At 56.7% G+C, this 16,105-nt stretch carries 17 protein-coding genes; 13 read left to right on the forward strand and 4 right to left on the reverse strand.

All coding sequences use genetic code 11. The features are described 5' to 3' along the window. The first annotated feature begins 4 nt into the window (after nucleotides 1-4). From AC0V61_RS13925 to AC0V61_RS13985, 13 genes are all read left to right on the forward strand, one after another. The gene (locus AC0V61_RS13925) at nucleotides 5-1,552 is read left to right on the forward strand and encodes an acyl-CoA carboxylase subunit beta (RefSeq protein ID WP_486158499.1); all 1,548 of its coding nucleotides are present in this window, start codon (nucleotides 5-7) and stop codon (nucleotides 1,550-1,552) included. Then, nucleotides 1,552-2,058 (forward strand): hypothetical protein, encoded by a 507-nt coding sequence (locus AC0V61_RS13930; RefSeq protein ID WP_486158501.1) that lies wholly within the window; start codon nucleotides 1,552-1,554, stop codon nucleotides 2,056-2,058. The genes AC0V61_RS13925 and AC0V61_RS13930 overlap by 1 nt, the downstream gene beginning before the upstream one ends. Beyond that, the gene (locus tag AC0V61_RS13935) at nucleotides 2,055-2,495 is read left to right on the forward strand and encodes a VOC family protein (protein WP_486158502.1); all 441 of its coding nucleotides are present in this window, start codon (nucleotides 2,055-2,057) and stop codon (nucleotides 2,493-2,495) included. Before AC0V61_RS13930 ends, AC0V61_RS13935 begins: the two co-directional genes overlap by 4 nt. Nucleotides 2,496-2,647: 152 nt before the next feature. After that, complete coding sequence (locus AC0V61_RS13940; RefSeq protein ID WP_486158504.1) at nucleotides 2,648-3,445, forward strand: enoyl-CoA hydratase-related protein; 798 nt, start codon at nucleotides 2,648-2,650, stop codon at nucleotides 3,443-3,445. A gap of 65 nt (nucleotides 3,446-3,510) precedes the next feature. After that, entirely contained in the window at nucleotides 3,511-5,661 is a 2,151-nt protein-coding gene (scpA, locus tag AC0V61_RS13945) for a methylmalonyl-CoA mutase (RefSeq protein ID WP_486158505.1), read from the forward strand. A gap of 65 nt (nucleotides 5,662-5,726) precedes the next feature. Next, a complete protein-coding gene (locus AC0V61_RS13950) occupies nucleotides 5,727-6,206 on the forward strand; it encodes a hypothetical protein (RefSeq protein WP_486158507.1) in 480 nt (159 codons plus the stop codon). A 22-nt stretch (nucleotides 6,207-6,228) separates the two neighbouring features. After that, nucleotides 6,229-7,527, forward strand: a complete 1,299-nt coding sequence (locus tag AC0V61_RS13955) for an O-acetylhomoserine aminocarboxypropyltransferase (protein ID WP_486158508.1) — start codon at nucleotides 6,229-6,231, stop codon at nucleotides 7,525-7,527. An 18-nt stretch (nucleotides 7,528-7,545) separates the two neighbouring features. Next, nucleotides 7,546-8,325, forward strand: a complete 780-nt coding sequence (locus tag AC0V61_RS13960; RefSeq protein WP_486158510.1) for an enoyl-CoA hydratase/isomerase family protein — start codon at nucleotides 7,546-7,548, stop codon at nucleotides 8,323-8,325. A gap of 14 nt (nucleotides 8,326-8,339) precedes the next feature. After that, nucleotides 8,340-9,350: a biotin synthase BioB gene (bioB, locus tag AC0V61_RS13965; protein ID WP_486158512.1), complete on the forward strand. Its 1,011-nt coding sequence runs from the start codon at nucleotides 8,340-8,342 to the stop codon at nucleotides 9,348-9,350. A 79-nt stretch (nucleotides 9,351-9,429) separates the two neighbouring features. Continuing rightward, the gene (locus tag AC0V61_RS13970; protein ID WP_486158514.1) at nucleotides 9,430-10,143 is read left to right on the forward strand and encodes a heme-dependent oxidative N-demethylase family protein; all 714 of its coding nucleotides are present in this window, start codon (nucleotides 9,430-9,432) and stop codon (nucleotides 10,141-10,143) included. Continuing rightward, the gene (locus tag AC0V61_RS13975) at nucleotides 10,143-10,556 is read left to right on the forward strand and encodes a lysozyme inhibitor LprI family protein (RefSeq protein ID WP_486158516.1); all 414 of its coding nucleotides are present in this window, start codon (nucleotides 10,143-10,145) and stop codon (nucleotides 10,554-10,556) included. Before AC0V61_RS13970 ends, AC0V61_RS13975 begins: the two co-directional genes overlap by 1 nt. Nucleotides 10,557-10,650: 94 nt before the next feature. Next, complete coding sequence (locus tag AC0V61_RS13980; RefSeq protein ID WP_486158517.1) at nucleotides 10,651-12,687, forward strand: ATP-binding protein; 2,037 nt, start codon at nucleotides 10,651-10,653, stop codon at nucleotides 12,685-12,687. A 214-nt stretch (nucleotides 12,688-12,901) separates the two neighbouring features. Further along, the gene (locus AC0V61_RS13985) at nucleotides 12,902-13,168 is read left to right on the forward strand and encodes a hypothetical protein (RefSeq protein ID WP_486158519.1); all 267 of its coding nucleotides are present in this window, start codon (nucleotides 12,902-12,904) and stop codon (nucleotides 13,166-13,168) included. A gap of 13 nt (nucleotides 13,169-13,181) precedes the next feature. Here AC0V61_RS13985 and AC0V61_RS13990 read toward each other — a convergent pair whose 3' ends face one another. The 4 genes from AC0V61_RS13990 to AC0V61_RS14005 are packed head-to-tail and all read right to left on the reverse strand — an operon-like array spanning nucleotide 13,182 to nucleotide 16,080. After that, nucleotides 13,182-13,622 carry a hypothetical protein gene (locus tag AC0V61_RS13990; RefSeq protein WP_486158521.1) on the reverse strand — a complete coding sequence of 147 codons (441 nt, stop codon included), beginning with the start codon at nucleotides 13,620-13,622 and terminating at the stop codon, nucleotides 13,182-13,184. Next, a complete protein-coding gene (locus tag AC0V61_RS13995; protein ID WP_486158522.1) occupies nucleotides 13,623-14,396 on the reverse strand; it encodes a cyclase family protein in 774 nt (257 codons plus the stop codon). After that, nucleotides 14,393-15,523: a 3-dehydroquinate synthase gene (aroB, locus tag AC0V61_RS14000; RefSeq protein ID WP_486158524.1), complete on the reverse strand. Its 1,131-nt coding sequence runs from the start codon at nucleotides 15,521-15,523 to the stop codon at nucleotides 14,393-14,395. Before aroB ends, AC0V61_RS13995 begins: the two co-directional genes overlap by 4 nt. Beyond that, on the reverse strand, nucleotides 15,514-16,080 hold the full coding sequence (locus AC0V61_RS14005; RefSeq protein ID WP_486158526.1) for a shikimate kinase: 567 nt from the start codon (nucleotides 16,078-16,080) through the stop codon (nucleotides 15,514-15,516). The genes aroB and AC0V61_RS14005 overlap by 10 nt, the downstream gene beginning before the upstream one ends. Between the last annotated feature and the right edge of the window lie 25 nt (nucleotides 16,081-16,105).

Consider the following 16,105-nt stretch of genomic DNA (forward strand, 5'->3'; position numbering starts at 1 on the left):
GTGAATGTCTGCCAATATCGCCGAAATGGAACGCAAACGCGAAGCTGCCAAAATGGGCGGCGGGCAAAAGCGCATCGACGCACAGCACGCCAAGGGCAAGCTGACCGCGCGTGAGCGTCTTGATGTGCTTTTGGACGAAGGGTCATTTGAAGAGATCGACACTTACGTTGAGCATGACTGCGTCGATTTCGGCATGGAGACGCAAAAGATCCCCGGCGACGGCGTGGTCACGGGATCGGGTACGATCAACGGCCGCCTCGTTTATGTGTTTAGCCAAGATTTCACCGTGTTCGGCGGCTCTTTGTCCAAACGTCACGCAGAGAAAATCTGCAAAACCATGGACACCGCGATGAAGGTCGGCGCGCCTGTCATTGGCCTCAACGACAGCGGCGGCGCGCGTATTCAGGAAGGCGTCGCATCGCTTGGCGGCTATGCCGATGTGTTTCAGAAAAACATTCTCGCATCGGGCGTCATCCCTCAGATCAGCCTTATCATGGGCCCATGTGCAGGCGGCGCTGTGTACTCACCTGCCATGACCGACTTCATCTTTATGGTGAAGGACAGCTCCTACATGTTCGTGACCGGACCTGATGTGGTGAAGACGGTCACCAACGAAGAAGTGACGCAAGAAGAGCTGGGCGGGGCGATCACGCACACCACCAAGACTTCGGTTGCCGATATCGCGTTTGAAAACGACGTTGAAACGCTCCTCGCCACGCGCGAGTTCTTCAATTACCTGCCGCTGTCCAACCGCCCAGAAGCAACGGGAGACGCAGCGCCCGAGCTTCCTACCAATGACCCATGGGACCGGTTGGAACCATCGCTCGACACGATCATCCCGGACAATCCCAATCACCCCTATGATATGCATGAGGTGATCCGTAAGACGCTGGACGAGGGTGAGTTTTTCGAAATTCAGCCAGCGCATGCCGCCAACATCATCTGCGGCTTTGGCCGGGTTGAAGGGCGCACAGTGGGTGTGGTTGCGAACCAGCCTATGGTGCTTGCCGGCGTGCTCGATATTGCGTCCTCGAAGAAAGCCGCGCGCTTTGTGCGTTTCTGCGATGCGTTTGATATTCCGATTGTGACCTTCGTCGACGTCCCCGGCTTCCTGCCCGGCACAGCCCAAGAAATGGGCGGCATTATCAAGCACGGCGCAAAGCTGCTGTTCGCATACGGCGAGGCAACCGTACCCAAGATCACCATCATCACCCGCAAGGCGTACGGTGGCGCCTATGATGTGATGGCATCAAAGCACCTTCGCGGAGACCTCAACTACGCCTGGCCCACCGCAGAGATCGCGGTGATGGGCGCTAAGGGCGCGGTGGAGATTATCTTCCGCCAAGACCGCGGCGATGCGGAGAAGATCGCGGAAAAGACCAAGGAATATGAAGACCGCTTTGCTAACCCCTTTGTGGCGGCATCGCGCGGCTACATCGACGAGGTGATCCACCCGCACTCGACGCGCCGCCGGGTTGCACAAGGGCTACGCAGGCTGCGGACTAAGCAGTTGGAGAACCCTTGGAAAAAGCACGATAATATTCCGTTGTGATGAAGGACACAGCATCAGAGCAAGTGGTTGATTCCCGCAAGATTCGGCAAGACATCATTATTGCTGAGATCTCACGTTTGTCAGACTCCTCGTACGCAATCACAAAATGGTTTATTGCCACCTTATTGGCTATTCACGGAGCAGCATTACTCGGTGTTGTCGGCTATACGACTGATCTAACATCATCGGCTTTAGCGCTTGGTGGGCCTTTTGCGATCGGGATCATTACTTCGATTTGGGGCGGCATCATGTATGCATTCGCCAATGCTAAAGCTGCTGTCGCTCTAGCGAGCGGCCTCTGGGATGGTTCTATCTTAGAGAAAGAGGATTTTGCTGACGCGTTCAGTGCTACTGTTGCGGGTTATCAGAACAGGCGGCTAGCCCGTTTGTTGTCATTCGTTTCGGCTTTGCTCTTTGTAGGAGGATGTATCCAAGTTGCCGTTGGAGACTCCTTGCGACCGGTTGAATTAGTCCCCAGTATAGAAAAGGTACAAGTCTCCAAATGAAACTAGGCCGCCTAAACCACATCGGGATCGCAACCCCCTCTATCGCTGACAGCGTCGCGCATTACCGCGATGTGATGGGGGCAACCTCCATCTCTGATGAGATCATCCTGGAGGACCGGGGTCTTAAGGTCGTGTTTGTCGATACGCCGACGCATTCGGGTATGGATGGCACACAGATCGAACTGATCGAAGAGCTTGAAGCGGGCAAAACCGCCATTACCGCCTTCCTCGCAAAGAACCCGGCTGGCGGGCAGCATCACGTTTGCTTTGAGGTCGAGGATATCGAAGAAGCGCGCGCCCACTTTGAGGGGCTGGGCAAACGTATCCTTGGCCCAACCATCCCCGGCGCACACGGCACGCCGATCTTCTTTCTGCACCCCAAGGATATGCAGGGGATGCTCACCGAGATCATGGAAACGCCCAAAGGTGATCACTAAGCGCGCCTGCACTTATCACCTCCGCACCTTTCACACCAAGCCCCTATCAAAAGTAACGTAGCGCGTCCCTGCGGACTTGTGTTGACGCCCACGTAAGGGCACACAGTTTCCAAACGAAACGCAAATCTCAAGAATCTGGGAGAGAGCCAACAATGTCCTATGAGCACATCAAAGTAGAGCGCGAAGGCCCGCTGATGATCCTGACGCTGAACAAGCCGGATCGCTTGAACGCCATGGCCCCGCAAATGGCGGACGAAATCGGTCAGGCATTCTATGACCTTGGCTCAGGAGATGATGGGGCACGCGCGGTTTTGATCACGGGTGAGGGCAAAGGCTTTTGCTCAGGCGCTGACCTATCGGCGCGGGCCTCACCTGATAGTCCAAGCAATAAGGGCGGCTCTCACCAAGCGCTCCAAAACCACTACAACCCTGCGATCAGCCAGATTTTGCGCGCAGAAGTGCCCGTCATCTGTGCGGTGAATGGGCCCGCAGCGGGCGTAGGTTGCAGCCTCGCGCTTGCTGCCGACTTTACCATCGCGGCAGAGCGCTCTTATTTCCTTCAAGCCTTCGTCAATATCGGCCTTGTGCCCGATGGTGCGTCGACCTGGCTCATCGCCCGCGCAATTGGCCGTGCACGCGCCACGCGCATGATGATGCTGGGCGAGAAAATCAGCGGCAAGCAGGCTGAGGAATGGGGCCTCGTTTACAAATGTGTCGCGGACGATGCCTTGATGGACGAAGCCCGCGCCTTGGCAGAGAAGCTCGCCAATGGTCCAACGATTGCGATCAAGACTATGAAGCGCAACATCGCGACCGCGCTTGATGGCAGTGTTACCGAAGTGATGCTGGCCGAAGCCGAAGGTCAACGGATCGCAGGTGCAACCGCAGACGCAATGGAAGGGGGCATGGCCTTCCTGCAGAAGCGTAAGGCCGAATTCAAAGGCCAATGACCACCTATCAAATGAATTAGGGGCGGTGCCTTTGCGCTGCCCCGTTTTGATTCTAGAGCGTGCACATGACTGAAAAACCGACTCCCGCCGATTGGAACGCCCTTGCCGACAAGGAAGTGAAGGGCCGCGATCTCACTTGGAATACGCCAGAGGGGTTTGCGATCAAGCCGCTTTATACGGCCGAGGATCATGAGGGCTGGGACCCGGGGCTCCCCGGCTTTGCGCCGTTCACGCGCGGGGTAAAGGCGAGCATGTATGCAGGCCGCCCTTGGACGATCCGGCAATATGCGGGGTTCTCGACGGCTGAGGAATCCAACGCGTTTTACCGGCGCAATTTGGCTGCGGGTCAGAAGGGGCTGTCGGTCGCCTTCGACCTTGCTACCCACCGCGGCTATGACAGCGACCACCCGCGCGTGGTCGGCGACGTCGGCAAGGCAGGTGTCGCGATTGACACCGTTGCTGACATGCAGATCCTGTTCGACGAAATCCCGCTCGACACCATGAGCGTTTCCATGACCATGAACGGCGCGGTGATCCCGGTTCTGGCGTTCTATATCGTCGCGGCAGAGCGCTCTGGTGTGTCACAAGAGAAGCTTGCGGGCACCATTCAGAACGACATCTTAAAAGAGTTCATGGTCCGCAACACCTATATCTATCCGCCAGAGCCATCGATGCGGATTATCTCAGATATCATCGGCTACACCTCGGCTAACATGCCGAAGTTCAACAGCATTTCGATTAGCGGCTATCACATGCACGAGGCGGGCGCGACGGCTGTGCAGGAGCTTGCCTTCACCATTGCCGACGGCAAGGAATATGCGACCAGAGCTATGGCAACGGGGCTCGATATTGACGCTTTCGCCGGGCGACTTAGCTTCTTCTTCGGCATCGGCATGAACTTCTTTATGGAGATCGCCAAGCTGCGCGCCGCGCGCACGCTTTGGTATGAGGTGATGGATGGGCTAGGCGCGAAATCCGAGCGCTCCAAGATGCTGCGCACCCACTGCCAGACGTCTGGGGTGAGCTTGCAGGAGCAAGACCCTTACAACAACGTCATGCGCACGACGATTGAGGCGATGGCGGCGACGCTTGGGGGCACGCAGTCGCTCCACACCAACGCGCTCGACGAAGCCATTGCGCTGCCCACCGATTTCTCCGCTCGCATCGCGAGGAATACTCAGTTGGTGCTTCAGGAAGAGACCGGTATCACCAATGTCGTCGATCCGCTGGGTGGCTCGCATTATATCGAAGCGCTCACGTCCAAACTGGTCGAAGACGCGCGCGAGTTGATGAAAACCGTCGATGCAGCGGGCGGAATGACCGCATATGTCGGCACTGGCGCACCCAAAGCAGAGATTGAGCGAGCGGCCGCGGAAAAGCAGACCGGGATTGATCAAGGCAAGACCGTCATTGTCGGCGTGAACAAGTATCAGCCCGAAAGCGAAGAGCTGATCGACACGCTCGACATCGACAATGCGGCGGTGCGCAAAGGACAGATCAAGCGCCTAGCGGATGTGCGCGCGGGGCGCGATGAAGCGGCGTGTCAGGCGGCTTTGAAGGCTCTTACCGAGGGTTCCGCAGGTGACGCTAACGTGCTGCAATTGGCAGTGGAGGCCGCGCGCCATGATGCGACTTTGGGCGAGATTTCTAGCGCCATGGAAGAGGTGTTCGGCCGCCACGATGCAACGCCTAAGCCGGTGTCTGGCGTCTACAAGAGCGCTTACGAGTTCGACCAACGCTGGGCGCAGGTTACGGAGGGTGTAGAGGCCGTTGGCCGCCGCTTGGGCCGCAAGCCGCGAATGATGGTCGCCAAAATGGGCCAGGATGGCCACGACAGAGGTGCGAACGTCATCGCAAGCGCCTTCGCCGATATGGGCTTTGAGATTGTCTCAGGCCCGCTGTTCCAGACGCCTGAAGAAGCCTGCGCAATGGCCTTGGAGAACGATGTGGACGTGGTGGGCTGCTCAAGCCTCGCTGCTGGCCACAAGACGCTCATCCCAGAGATCATCCGCTTGCTACGCGAAGCAGGCCGCCCGGACATCAAAGTCACCGCAGGCGGAGTGATCCCGCCGCAAGACTATGATTTCCTTCGCGAGGCGGGCGTTTCGGGTATCTATGGGCCGGGCTCCAACGTGGTGGAATGCGCCGCTGATATTCTCACAATGCTCGGTCACAATATGCCGCCGCTTGAGGGTCTTGATGAGGCTGCAGAGTGACCTGTTCAAGGCTAAAGACGTGTGACGGTAGGAAGGCTGGCCTTATCCAAGACTGGGACGCGTGGATGCAGGCTGCGGATGCGCTCTATTTGCGCACTTTAAAGCGGGCGGGATACTCGCCTTTTTCCTATCATGAGGTTTCCGGTGTCGGATTGATGGCGGCAGCTGCTGCAATGACAGGCTTCTCGCCTTTCATGGAATACGAACTCGACAAGGCGAACGAAGAAGGCGATTGGCACGGCAGAGCTGATTTGTGGTTTGCCAGTGGGAGCCGGTGCTATTCAATCGAAGCTAAGCGAGCATATGTCGCCGCTACTAAAGCAAACCTCAAGAAAACCATGGCTGAAGCGCATACCGATGCCAGCAGCATATCCATTGATGAATATCACTACGCAGCAGGAATGCTCATCAGCTACGTTGAAAATCCTGACCGGATATCGACTTATGAGGCATTCGCTGAAAGTGAAAATGTCGATCTCGCGTTCAAGATTGGACCTGAGGGAAAAGACGCAGCCTATTTGTTTTTTCGTCTGATCGAGAACTAGGCTAAATTCCTAAGGATATTGAATGACCGACCTCCCCGAAAATACCCGCCCCGAAACTCTCAGCGTCCACGCGGGCACACAGCCGGACCCGGCCACAAACGCGCGGATTACGCCGATTTATCAGACGGCGGGCTATACCTTTGACAGCCCGGAACACGCGGCGAACCTGTTCAATCTCAGTGAGTTCGGAAACATTTACTCGCGGATTATGAACCCCACCAATGATGCGCTGGAGAAGAAGGTCGCAGCACTTGAGGGCGGTGTGGGCGCTCTGGGTGTTGCCTCGGGACACGCCGCGCAATTGATTGCGTTCCACACGCTGATGGAGCCGGGCTGCAATATTGTGGCGGCGAAGAAACTTTATGGCGGATCGCTCAATCAGATGGGTGAGGCCTTCCTCAAATTTGGCTGGGAAACGCGCTTTGTCGATGTTGATGATGTGGAGAATGTCCGCGCGGCGATGGATGAGAACACGCGGGCCGTGTTCATTGAGAGTCTCGCCAATCCCGGCGGCGTTGTCACCGATATCGAAGCCATCGCGGGTGTCGCTCATGAAGGCGGAGTGCCGCTGATCGTCGACAACACGATGGCGACCCCGGCGCTATGCCGTCCGTTTGAACATGGCGCAGACATTGTGACTCACTCGACCACAAAGTTCCTCAACGGCCACGGAAATGCGGTTGGCGGGGTGATTGTCGACAGCGGCAATTTCGATTGGAAAGCGCAAGGGGACAAGTACCCCTCGCTCACCAAACCCAATGGTTCCTACCACGGCGCGGTTTTGGTCGATGCTCTGGAGCCCATTGGCCCGATTGCCTTTATCATCGCCTGCCGCGTTCTGGGCCTGCGCGATCTTGGTCCTGCGATGGCTCCGATGAATGCTTTCTTGGCGCTCACCGGTATGGAGACCCTGCATCTGCGGATGGAGCGCCACTGCGCCAATGCCCATGCTCTTGCGCAATGGCTTGAGAGCCAAGATGCGGTTGAGTGGGTGAGCTATGCTGGCTTGTCCGATAACCCGTACAACCCCAACGCCAAAAAATACCTTGGCGGTAAGGGCGGGGCGGTTTTCACCTTTGGCCTCAAAGGCGGATTTGAAGCAGGCAAGGCGCTTGTCTCAAACGTCAAGCTCTTCAGCCACTTGGCAAACATCGGCGACACGCGCTCGCTCATCATTCACCCGGCATCCACCACCCACAGCCAGCTGTCCGAAGAGGACCTTATCGCTGCGGGAGCAGGCCCGGATGTGGTGCGGATTTCGGTTGGTATTGAACACATTGACGACATCAAAGCAGACTTGGCGCAGGCTCTGAGTGCCTAAGCTTCGGAGGAGCGCGAAATGAGCGATAGCAACGTCACCCTCACGATCACCGATGGCCTTGCCCATGTTGAGTTGAACCGTCCAGACGCGGGCAATGCGTTCGACTTGGACACCGTGCTCGATCTTGCGCGGACCGCGCGCGAATGTGACACCAATCCGCAAGTGCGCGCCATCCTGCTTTCTGCCAAAGGAAAGATGTTCTGTGTGGGCGGCGATCTTCAATATATGAAAGCCCAAGACGACCAAATCGAGCAGGCGGTCAAAGTCATTGCCGATGAGATGCACCGGGCGCTTTCCCATTTCGCCCGCTGCAATGCGCCAATGGTGGTTGCCGTTGAAGGAACCGCAGCGGGGGCAGGCCTTCCATTGGCGGTAAGCGGTGACATTGTGATCGCTGAGCCGCGGGCCAAGTTCACCATGGCTTACACCGCTTCCGGCCTTAGTCCTGATGGCGGATCAACCTATCTTCTCCCGCGCCTGATTGGGCTTCGCCGCGCTCAGGAAATGACCCTTACCAACCGCGTTCTGACCGCAGCAGAGGCTGCCGAATGGGGGCTGATTACGACAGTTACTGAGGAAGGTCAGGCGTTAGAGACTGCGCGCGCGATCGCAGTGAAACTGGCGGGCGGATCCAAAAGCGCGAATGCCGATGCCAAACGCCTTTTGCGCACTTCGCTCGACAATTCGTTCGAGACGCATATGGAGCTGGAAGGCCGAGAGATCGCCAAGAACGCTGCGATTGATGGCCGCGAAGGTATTGCCGCCTTTTTCGAAAAGCGCGCACCGAAATTCACATAAACTAGAGACTGACAATGACCCAAATTCGCAACGATTGGACCCGCGAGGAAATCGCGGAACTTTTCGAGCTACCCTTCACAGAGCTCCTTTTCCAGGCAGCCAGCGCCCACCGCGAGAACCACCCGCCAGAGCAGATCCAGCTGTGCACATTGCTCAGCATCAAAACCGGCGGATGCCCTGAGGATTGCGGCTATTGCTCGCAGTCTGTGAAGGCGGACAGCGGCGTTGAAGCGACAAAATTGATGGATGTGCAAGCCGTTCTGCAACGTGCAGCGCAGGCGAAGGATCAAGGCTCGCAAAGGTTCTGCATGGGCGCCGCTTGGCGCAATCCCAAAGACCGCGATATGCCCGCGATTGTCGAAATCGTGAAAGGCGTGCGCGATATGGGGCTGGAGACGTGCATGACCCTTGGCATGCTCGAGCCGCATCAGGCAGACATGCTGGCGGAAGCGGGGCTCGATTATTACAACCACAATATCGACAGCAGCCCGGAATATTACGAGCGGGTGATTTCGACGCGCGATTTCCAGTGCCGCCTCGATACGCTCGATAACGTGCGCAAGGCAGGCATCAATGTGTGCTCAGGCGGAATTGTCGGCATGGGCGAAACGCGCGAGGACCGGGTGGGTTTTGTCCACACGCTCGCGACTTTGGAAGAACATCCTGAGAGCGTTCCGGTCAATGCTTTGGTGCCTGTCAAAGGCACTGTGCTGGGCGATATGCTGGCCGATACGCCGATGGGAAGAATCGACGACATTGAGTTTGTGCGCACCGTGGCGGTGGCTCGGATCACTATGCCGATGAGCATGGTGCGCCTCTCCGCTGGCCGTGAGAGCATGTCAGAGGCGACGCAGGCGCTGTGCTTCTTGGCAGGCGCGAACTCGATCTTCACCGGAGACAAACTGCTCACCGCGCCCAATGCGGGCGATGACAGCGATGGCGCTTTGTTTGCGAAACTGGGGCTGACGGCGCTGCAACAGGAAGAGCCTGCTCGGGCGTGCAAAGTCGCCGAGCCTGCGGAGTAGGATGACCCTCGGCTTTTCCGTCAACTCACTACTTCCCAAAGCGCGGGGAGGAGGTCAGTTGCGGATGGGGCTCACCCGTTTGAATAAAGACGAATGGCTTCAGTCTGATCCTGACTTTGAAGCGCGCGCAACAGGTTTCAGAGAATGGCCTGAAGGGGTGCAACTCACATCCGAGGCTGATCAGCCGGGCCAAGAACTGGCGGCAATGCTGGGAGTGGACGGGGCTCTCACGCAAGCCGCGATGGCTGCGCATGAGGATATGTGCCTGCTTACAAAGGCGCCGGGGGGCGGCCAATACCGCCTGATCGGCGCGGCCGTTGCATGGCCCTCTGACTGGCATCCTAAAGACAAAATCGGTTTGCCCTTGCGCGCGCTTCATGCGCCCATTGCGGGCTATGACGAACAGCTCGCGACCGGAGTGGATCGGTTTATGGAAACGCTCAAACCGGGCGCAGTTTACGGCCGTTGCAATTGGTTCATCGCGGCCACGGGTGAGCGGCGTTGGCTAGAGACGCGTCCGGCGAAAGAGACATTCGCTCATGTAACAGCGCAGAACGCTGGCGAAACGCTGTTTGTCCGATCAGAGCGTCAAACCTTGCGGCGACTGCCCGAAACAGGGGCAATCCTCTTCACCATTGGCATTTATGTCGAGCCCTTGGCGGCGCTTTCCAGCGCCAATATTGCGATGCTCGCTAAGGCTGCTCAAAGTCTTATTCAAGGCGAGGGTGACCGGCGCGGTGCGCCTGCTTATGCTAATGCGCTTACGCAATTTGCCTCGCAAAGGAGTTTTTGATGTTTTCTCTATTGTTGCTGCTTGCCGGGGGTGAGCCTGCTGAATTGCCAGATTGTGATCAGGACGCAGCGGATCAGGGCATCCAGCAAGAAATGAACATTTGTGCGGCGCGCGAATTTGCAGCAGCCGATGCGGATATGAATGCGCAGTGGGCTTTGACGCGCGCTGAGATGAAAAGGCGCGATGAGCAATGGGAGGAGGAACTGGCGCCCGATTGGGATGACCGACCCGGCTATTTTGCAAGCCTTCTCGAAGCGCAGCGCGCCTGGCTAACCTATCGTGACGCGCACTGTCGCCTGGACGGCTACACCGCGCGCGGCGGCAGTTTGGAGCCCTTATTGGTTTCCACCTGCAAGACCACATTGACCGAGCAGCGGACAGCGCAGCTGCGCGACTTGGCAAGAACATATTGAGCAGCCACGCGGCTCTCATATTCGATAGGTTGCAAGGGTGCACTCAACTCTGCATAGGCGTTGGGGCATAAAGAATTTCCGTTAGGGAGCGGGCATGTTTTCAAAGATTTTGGTGGCCAATCGCGGTGAGATCGCGTGCCGTGTGTTTCAGACTGCGCGCAAGATGGGGATTGCGACGGTGGCGGTCTATTCCGACGCTGACAAAAACGCGCCGTTTGTGCGCATGGCCGATGAGGCGGTCCATATCGGGCCATCGCCTGCGGCCGAAAGCTATCTAATCCCTGAAAAGATTATTGCAGCGTGTAAGGAAACGGGCGCTGAGGCGGTTCATCCGGGCTATGGCTTCCTGTCAGAGCGCGCGAGTTTTGTAGAAGCTCTCGAAGCCGAAAAGATCGCCTTTATCGGCCCGCCTGCAGGCGCAATCGCTGCGATGGGCGATAAGATTGAATCGAAGAAACTCGCCAAGGAAGCAGGCGTCAATGTGGTGCCCGGTTTTGTCGGCGAAATCCGCGATACCGATCACGCGGTCGAGATCGCAAATGAGATCACTTACCCTGTGATGATGAAGGCTTCCGCTGGCGGCGGGGGCAAGGGCATGCGTCTTGCGTACTCTGAAAAAGACGTACGCGAAGGGTTTGAAGCGACTAAGCGTGAAGGTCTCAACTCCTTTGGCGATGACCGCGTTTTCATTGAGAAATTCATCGAAAACCCGCGCCATATCGAGATCCAGATTCTTGGCGATAAGCACGGCAATATCCTCTATCTGAACGAGCGCGAATGTTCGATCCAGCGGCGTCACCAAAAGGTCGTTGAAGAAGCCCCGTCGCCCTTCGTCACAGAGAAAATGCGCAAAGCTATGGGCGAACAATGCGTCGCTCTGTCCAAAGCGGTGGACTATCATTCTGCTGGTACAGTCGAGCTAATCGTGAGCGGCGCGGATAAGACGGGCGAGAGTTTCTATTTCCTCGAAATGAACACCCGCCTTCAGGTTGAGCACCCTGTGACCGAGGCGATCACCGGGGTTGATCTGGTCGAGCAGATGATCCGCGTTGCTGCGGGTGAAAAGCTGGGGTTGACCCAAGACGATATTGGCATTGATGGCTGGGCGATTGAAAACCGCGTCTATGCCGAAGACCCCTATCGCGGGTTCTTGCCTTCAACAGGCCGTCTCATTGAGTATTCGCCCTCGGTCGAAGGCTGGACCGATGACGGCGAGGTCGCTGGAAAGCCGCGCCGCGGTGTTGCTCGCGGAAACGGCTCTGTGCGCGTCGATGATGGCGTGTTCGAGGGCGGCGAGGTTTCCATGTTCTATGACCCGATGATCGCTAAGCTGATCACTTGGGCACCCACGCGCGAAGAAGCCGCTGACCTTCAGATCGAGGCATTGGATGCTTTCCGCATTAAGGGCCTTGGCCACAACGTCGATTTCCTCTCTGCGATCATGCAGCACGAACGCTTCCGCTCTGGCGAGCTGACAACCGGCTTTATCGCCGAAGAATATCCCGAAGGGTTCGAAGGCGCGCCCGCAAGTGATGCGGACTTGCGCCAACTTGCGGCTTTGTTTGCAGGCGCTGAGTTCGACACTCAGGTGCGCGCGCGCAAGATATCAGGCAAGCTTGCAGGCGTTGATAACCCGCCGTCTCACTGGATGGTGAAAATTGGCAGCCAGAGCTTTGACGTGACGCTCGAAAAAGGCGGGGCGACCGTGGATGGCGTGCGTTTGAATGGCACTTGGGATTGGGCCGTGGGCAAAACTTTCGCTCATGTGACAGGCGACAATGAGATGATCGTCCAGATCGAGCGCGAAGGCGTCCGCTGGCGGATCACGACACGCGGTGCCTCGCATGAAGCGCTGGTCTTGCCGGCCCGCCTCACTGCCCACGAAGGGCACATGATCGAGAAAGAGCCGCCTGACCTTTCCAAATTCCTGATTTGCCCGATGCCCGGCATGCTGATGAAACTGCATGTTGCTGAAGGCGAAACGGTTCAGCCGGGACAGCCACTCGCCACGGTCGAAGCGATGAAGATGGAGAACATCTTGCGCGCTGAAAAAGAGGCGGTGATCGCCAAGGTCAATGCAGCAGAGGGCGAAAGCTTGGCTGTGGATGCAGTGATCCTAGAGCTTGAATAGATCGACTAAGGCAAATGATGGCCGCTAGGAGGCGTTTGATCGCTCAAAGACACAAGTTAACCTTGTGCCGAAACAATTAATGCCCCCAACATCCCATTTTGGTCAAAAAACACAGTTTTACACAAGCGCTCTAGCTAGAGCCCCTGAATTGTTGGAGACTTGCCGAGCCGAATCGGCATAAAACGCAAGCTCACCTTTAGGGAGGAGTGGTATTGTGGCTAAAAAAGGAACGGGATACTTTGACCGCAAAGGCCAGTTTTTCAAGTCTGCGCGCGAAGCAACTGCTAGCGATATAGCGGGGTTACTCGGACAAATTGGTGATGGCGAGAGTTTGGCGCCGGGAATTGCGCACATGCTTATTGAAAAGCGTGAGGAAATTGAGCGGCTTTTTGCTGAACACGATGAGATGACCCAAGCGGAAGGCGCGCTTGATGGTGACACTTCGGGCAAAGTGACAAAGCTGCCGCGTTCGGCAAGCTGATTTCAGCATCGACCTAAAATGTGTCGGTGAAACTCACATTCGTGACGCTCCAGCCGCGCGGTAAGTGATCTGCGCGCAAGGTCCACTGAAGCAGCAAGTCTTGGTGTTGGCAGATATACTTAATGCTAATGCGCAGCTCAGACTTATGCGAGTGCGAGCTCAATATACACTTCGTGATCGGGCCGTAGAGTTGGACCCCTGTTTTTGCCTGTGAGACGACGAGATCCATGTCCTGTTGCTTTTCTTTAAGCAGCGGACTTCCTTCTTGAAGTTTGGCAATGGCAGCTTCGAAGTTGCCTCCCTCTATCAGCCTAATGATGCCATCGCTCACCGCTTTAGCGGCAGCGAAATCGGGCCCGCTCGGCTTAGAATGGTATGTTGTCGAGTGATCGTCTGCGTAAGCAACTGAGGAAAGAGCGGCTAAAGCTGCTCCCAAAAGCGCCATATTTTTCATTCACTTGTCCTCCACTATGGCCACCGCACGAATCCATCCGGCGCTGGCGCGTTCGATCTTCACTGGGAAACAGCTTAAGGTAAAGCCGTGGGGCGGCAGGCTTTTCAGATTGGTCAGCTTTTCGATCTGATAATAGGGGCGGATGCGGCCCGCCTTGTGGCCTTCCCAGATGATCGATGGGTCACGTTTCTCAGCCCAGCGCTGTGCGGTGTGGCTAAACGGTGCATCCCAGCTCCACGCGTCCGTGCCAACAACTTCAACGCCGCGTTCAGTCAGCCAAAGAGTAGCCTCTGCACCAAGCCCAACGCCTTGATCGGTGAAGTGATCGGTCCCGTAAACTGCGCCTGATTGAACAAGAACAATGTCGAGCGGTTCGAGCTCATAATCGATCTTGGCAAGGGCGCCTTCAACCTCGGCGGCGCTCACGACATGGCCGTGGGGGAGGTGTGAAAAATCGAGCTTAACACCGGGGCGAAGGAAGCGGTCAAGCGGGGCTTCATCAATGCTCGGGGCTGGGGCAGAACCATTCTGCGTGGTTGAGTGGTAATGCCACGGGGCATCCATATGGGTGCCATTGTGAGTGGAAAGCTCAAGCATCTCCACCGCCCATCCTTCGCCGTCCGGCAGGTCATCTTTCTCAAGACCGGGGAAAAACATCGCGATTTGCTCCCACGTGTTTTCGTGGGTCATATACGTGACCTTGGGGCGCATGACCTCTGGGTCGGAAATCACGTCATTGGTGATCGGAATTGAGAGGTCAATGAAGGTTGTCATGCAAGCTCTTCATCCAGAAATGCCGCAACATCACTCAGTTCAACGTCGCGCGCCATGTAGGCCTCGCCAAGACCCTTCAGCAAAAGGAAGGGCAAGGTGCCTGACCCTTCCATCTTTTTGTCATGACGCATATGCTCGACGAGCGTTTCGCCGCTGCAACTAAGGCCTAGCTCAGCGATCTCGGCAGGCAATCCGCTCGCGCCAATAACAATCGCGGCGCGGCTTGCGTCTTGTCCCGAAATCTCACCGCGTTTTGCTGAAAAACGTGCAGCCAGCACCATGCCAAGTGCGACCGCTTCGCCGTGGAGCAGGCGGTCAGAAAAACCTGTCTCAGCTTCCAACGCGTGCCCAAAAGTGTGCCCCAGATTGAGCAGAGCACGCACCCCAGAAGTCTCACGTTCATCTTCTGCAACAATACGGGCCTTTGCCCGAATGCTGGTGGCAATAGCGTGGGTAAGCGGTTGGGGCTCACGCGCCAGAACGCCCGCTGCATTCGCCTCAAGCCATGCGAAGAACTCAGCATCGCCAAGCAAGCCATATTTTATCACCTCGGCATAGCCCGCGCGCATCTCCCGGTCGGGCAGGGTATCGAGTGAAGCCGTATCGGCGAGCACCAGCGAAGGCTGGTGAAACGCACCAATCATATTCTTGCCTGCAACGGTATTGATCGCAGTCTTGCCGCCAACCGAACTATCCACTTGAGAAAGAAGAGTAGTGGGCAATTGGACAAATCCGCACCCGCGTTTGAGGATACTGCATGCAAAACCCACAAGATCGCCCACAACCCCGCCGCCAAGCGCAAACACGTGATCTGAACGGGTTATTCCAAGGCCTAGCATCCAATCGGTTAGCTTTTCCAAACTCGCCCAGCTTTTGGACGCTTCGCCAGAGGCCACATCATACCAAACGGCCTCATATCCTGCTGCCACAAGCGATTTTTCTATACGAGCTCCATGGTGCTTGCGCGCATTGACATCGGCGACAATCGGCACACGGCGCGCAGCGTAGCTTTTCAGAAACGCGGCCGCGTGCACGGCAATGTTGTCAAGGAGGCCTGCACCCACCAGCACATCGTACGAGCGCCCTCCCAATTCCACCCGGATCGTTTCGGACGCGGTCACAACCATGTATCAATTGCTTTCAAAATCGCCTCTGCCGTTTCAGAGTGCGGTGCATTTTTGCTCGTCACCTTAATTTGGGCCTGCGAGTAAAACGGTTCGCGCTCTTCATAAAGTCGCGTCAGAATTTCACGTGGGTCCCCGTTTTGAAGAAGCGGGCGGGTGTTGCGCCTCGAGGTGCGCTCAACCAAAGTCTGGATATCGGAATGGATCCACACTGCAATTGCGTGCTCTAAGATCAAGGAACGGGTTTCAGAATCGACGAATGCGCCGCCCCCGGTCGCGATCACGCCGCGGCGTTCGCTCATGAGGCGTACGATAACCCGGCGCTCTCCGTCACGAAAATAGGCCTCGCCAAACTCTTCAAAAATCTCAGAGATAGAACGCTGTGCCGCTTCCTCTATCTCCTCATCAGCATCAACAAAATCGCGACCAAGCATCTCTGCAACTTTGCGACCAACGGTGGATTTGCCTACACCCATCAGGCCAACCAGCACGATTGGCTGCTTAATACGCATGGCAATCTGGTCAATCTGTGACCTGTTGAGGGCGGCTTGGTCTCTCATTTATCGTTCAAATCTTGATGTTTCG

The sequence above is a fragment of the Erythrobacter sp. JB1-4 genome, assembly GCF_057365025.1.